Annotated in this window: 3 protein-coding genes; all 3 read right to left on the bottom strand. The window is 43.8% G+C overall.

Annotated features, from left to right (window positions below):
• Positions 1–187: 187 nt before the first annotated feature.
• Positions 188–637 (bottom strand): hypothetical protein, encoded by a 450-nt coding sequence (locus F6K57_RS37470; protein ID WP_075905524.1) that lies wholly within the window; start codon positions 635–637, stop codon positions 188–190.
• Positions 638–735: 98 nt separating this feature from the next.
• Positions 736–1,881, bottom strand: coding sequence for an amidohydrolase family protein (locus F6K57_RS37465; protein ID WP_075905526.1), 1,146 nt, complete (start codon positions 1,879–1,881; stop codon positions 736–738).
• Between the two features lie 119 nt (positions 1,882–2,000).
• A complete protein-coding gene (locus tag F6K57_RS37460) occupies positions 2,001–4,274 on the bottom strand; it encodes a TOMM precursor leader peptide-binding protein (protein WP_293055678.1) in 2,274 nt (757 codons plus the stop codon).
• Positions 4,275–4,563 lie beyond the last annotated feature (289 nt).

Here is a 4,563-nt window from a genome sequence, read left to right as displayed (position 1 = left end):
TTTTTTCATTCTCTTGTTGTTTTTCTTTAGCTATAAGCTTTCCTTGCTCTATCAGTTTTATTAATTGCTCATAATTAATTCCTAATAACCTTTTTGTTTGTTTAGGGTGTTTTTGAATATATTCCCAAGTAGAATTGCTCATTTTTCCAGATTATCTATGACTAATTCCTTCCATTATACTCTATTTTTAGAATTTTAAGGTATTATGGAGATGTCTTGTTGATACGTCAACGTCACTATTTTTGCTCTCCACTACCAAAATCCACAACGGGATAGCTTGTTGCCCTTGTCTGTTGACAGCAACAATATCGAAGCGCCCAGTGATGTAAGTATCCTCATCTTCGATGTAGATTCGGGCAATTTCTTCCTCAACATTGAGCTTAATGGGAGGGCGATGAAAACCTGCTAAACGTAACAAGGGCGCAACTGATACCAGGCGTACTTGTCCTTCGGAAACCTTACCTTCGAGCCAATAGTTCCTAAATTCATCCTGAATGTTAACAAGTTCCTCTTGTTCAGTTTCAGTAAGGGGTTCAAGGGTAAGTAGTGGTGCAAATAAGCCGTTGTACAGGGGTTTAATCCCTAGCAAATGGTGAACATCCTTCAGGGAGAGTTTACGGGCTTGTAAGGTTGTCATTTTTGATTGTTTATGCCGTATAAGCTGATCAATAAAGCGGGTATCGCCATTTTTATGATAAGCTTTAATCTAACAAGTTTAAAATGACTAATAACTCTTCACCCCAAACCATAAAAACGCATAGGATTATCCCACAGGATCTTTTGCACTATCTTCTGAGATAGCTTGTCCTGAAGTCCTACCATTTCTTCAATAATCTTGGGATTGTGGTCTATGTGAGGGTAGTCAGAACCAAAGATCAAGTTATCAGAACCGATGTACTTGATAATATCAGCTAGATAAGGCTCATCTGGCTCAATGGCAATGAAGCACTGGCGACGGAAATACTCTGAAGGCTTCATCTTTACATGGTCTTTCACCTCCCAGGCCAGTTGATCGTACTCTTCATCTAGCCGCCACAGCCAGTAGGGAAGCCAACCGCAACCGGACTCAAGAAACGCTACTCTGAGATTGGGGTGACGCTCTAATACTCCCCCTTCGATCAGTGCCAACATTGCCATCATCTGTTCCATGGGATGAGAGCAAGCATGCATGGCAAAACGGGTATTAAATCGATCTGATCCAGTGGTCGGTAATCGAGCATGGCTACCCTCATGAATGCCAACTGCTATGCCCAGCCTCTCACACTCCGTCCAAAATGCCTCATAGGCCGGGTCACTGAGCAGTCGTCCTTTAACCGGATTTGGCCGGACAAAGACAGCTTTCCAGCCAAACTCTGCGATCCGATGTAATTCCGACACCATGTTGCTGGGGTCGTGTAGACTAATCGCTCCTACTCCTTTCAATAGTTGCGGGTCATAGCTGCAAAAGTCTCGTAACCAATTGTTGTAGGCACGGGTGAGTGCTGCTGCCAGTGGCGGATCCATAGTATCGATCGCCAACATCCACAATCCTGTAGTTGGATACAGAAAGGAAATATCCACACCCATCTGCTTCATGGCCTTGACCTGAGATTCTGGGCCAGAGCCTAGGTTTTTATTATAGGTAGCCTTGTTCCGGATTGCTACCTTAATTCCTTCAGCCCAGACAGCATCGGATATCTTATTATAAATTGTCTCACCTTCCACTCTCATATACTTAGTTGGAGGGGAAAAGATATCAATTTTCACAACCCCATCCTTTTGGGAGGGTTGATCTCGATAGGGTGCATGATTTTTAAATGCAGGTTCCAGGTACTTCTCCCACATATCTATCGGTTCATTCACATGGCCATCGGCATCAATAATTTGATAGTCTTTCAGCATTGTTTTTCTATTGAAGGTTGTCTGTCAGAATTAATTCTTAATTCTTAATTCTTAATTCTTAATTCTTAATTCTTAATTCTTAATTCAAAAAGGTTAGATGTTGGGAAACTTGTTGCTGATCAGAAGAAAATCGGAAATGGGTTGAGTTGGTTTTCGTTGAGGGATTGTGGTAACTGACCCATCTGTACTGGCACATCATAAAGTCTTCCGGGAGCCCACCGTTTCCAAAAGTGTCGCAGACCAGGGACAATCACTTTGACAACATTGAGTCCAATATCGGGACGGGTTTGATCTAGAACCAGGGTTTCCATACTTTGCTTGGCAGCAATGTCTACACAGGTTTGAACATCGTCTCGCAGATCATCGCTGCTCAGTTGAGAATAATCGCTGTAGAGTTTTGGAGTAGTGTTTTCATCCGGTATCAGATACGGCTGATTCTCTAAGGTAGCCATTCGCCACCAGTCTATAGCTAACTCATCGGAGTAGTTGTATTTGGTGCTGCCATCGGGAGCTATGGATATAACCGCTGGAAGCATCTGGTTTAATTCCGTTAGCGATCGCATAATCCCAATTTTGGGGTCGAAATGAGCACCGAAAGCAAAAATGATATCTTCCACAGGTTGATCAATCCTCCTGGAAAGAGCAGCAAAGGCCGGAATCCCTAAATCGCTAGTGAGATCGAGTACCCAAAGTTCACGGTTGAGGGAATGGTAATACTCCTTAAGAGCTGTAAAATAGGGTTGGTTAAAACTGTCTAAATCCACAGCTGGTCGTTTGAGGCGGTTATACCACCACAGCGCTACACTATCTCGCTCTACCAACTCCATGAATCCTTGTAGGATTGCTTCTTCTTTGGTGTTGCCAGCAGCAGTACCATTGGAGTCTGCCCAACAATCTGGTTTAGAGGGTTTTGGGTAGCCGTAATAGCAGTAAGCTGTGGGTAAATACTTAAATGTTTTGTCAGTCAAAGACCAAATCGGTGTCCACTCAATCTCTCGTTCGGGATCAAAGGGTTCTGGAACCTTTTGAAAAAAGCTCGGACAGCTTTGATTCCAGTCCTGGCGGGTTTGGTATTGGCGATCGCTAAACAGCATACAAGCATTGGGGTGAATAGCCACATCCGCCATACTCTTGTAGCTACCTTTGCGTCGAATTTCGTCTCCCTGAAACACACCAGAATATCTCTCAATCGCTTCCCCAAGGGCGCTGGCTTTTGCCTGAGCGTCAGTCTGTCCTTTGCCAGCACTTCTGCCACGCAAGTGTTTCCGCAAGAAGTATAAACTATCGAACATGCTGGCAAAATTATGTCCAGCTATATAGGTAGGGGTCAAATCGCTTTTTAACTTAGAAACTTTACTAATTCCTCTAACTGCTCCGATTATCGGACTAATGTGGTGTTCGTATTGCTTAAGGGTTTTTTCTGGTGAAACACAACGGTGTCCACCATCAGCTGTAAAGGTTTTCTTCCGGCTTTCTAATAAAACTGGCAAGGGGTCTCTATTTCCTAGATAGTCTGAATTGCCACAAGCAGGACATTGAGGACGCTTGACCAGAGTGTGATTTTTGGTTTGTAAGGATATGGTGTCAAAGGTGAGCAGAGTCCCTTTGAGGGATGGATGGTCTCCCTGAACAATCCATTTGGCGATTTCAGTAGCCGCTAGATTCAGTCCAGTGTCTAGAGTAGACGGTAGTAAAGAGCGAGAAGTTGGGAAAGCCGTCGATATACTATTAGGTTGGCGATGTTTGCGCAGAAAATCTTCCACGGGGCGATTGGCTCGCAGCCGTTGGGCTAGACATTCCCAACACCCAGTTTTTCCAGGATCGAAAATCGGACCAATCCAAATCATTTTGCCCACTGGCTTGACCAGCATCCACGGACGCTGGGACTGTAAAGCCTTTTGATTGAACTCATCAAGACCGACTTGGAGATAGTCATCGGTTAATACAACAGCAATGTCTCCCTCCTCAGCCATCTGAATATTGAGTGATTCCAGGATCGCGATCAAGGGTTGGGTTGGAACTGTGCCAAAGGAAGTTACTGAAACCTTAGTAGATTGCAAGCGGCTGGTGGCTGTCGTGTGATCAACATTCAGAAAATTCCAGAAAGCTGCTACCTCTGATGGCATATCTGAGGCCATCGGGTTATCGTTTTCTACGATATAGCCTTTCTTTTCCATCAGCATCAAAGCATAGTAAATCTCAGCCGTGGAGGCTTGGCCTTGCAGCAGGTTAACCATGTCTTCCACGGAATGCTCGCCATCAATTAAAGGAGCTAATTGTTCATAAAGATCACCATTGAGAACAAAATACTCTGACTCGGACAGCAGAAAGACACCAACCGATTCCACATCTTCGATATGAAAGCAAGGTTTAAATTTAGGTTTGTTCAGCATGGTTAGTTTTTCTCTTTTCTCTAGGGAGGCATACTATCGCAAAGGCAACAGGGAACAGGGAATAGGGAATAGGGAATAGGGAATAGGGAATAGGGAATAGGGAATAGGGAATAGGGCACAGGGAAGAAAAATTCTCACAGCAGCCTTAACTATGGCAGCATCATCAGCGGGCTAACCTTTGACAATAAATCAATAGCCCTGTAATATAGTAATTAGTTGATAAAATTTACCGGACTTGCTAAATTTTAAGGCTGCTATAATTTAAGCAAGACATGGTAAACTAGAAGTC

The sequence above is a fragment of the Moorena sp. SIO4A5 genome (assembly GCF_010672005.1).
Lineage (GTDB): Bacteria > Cyanobacteriota > Cyanobacteriia > Cyanobacteriales > Coleofasciculaceae > Moorena.
This window is presented reverse-complemented; position numbering and strand designations above follow the sequence as displayed.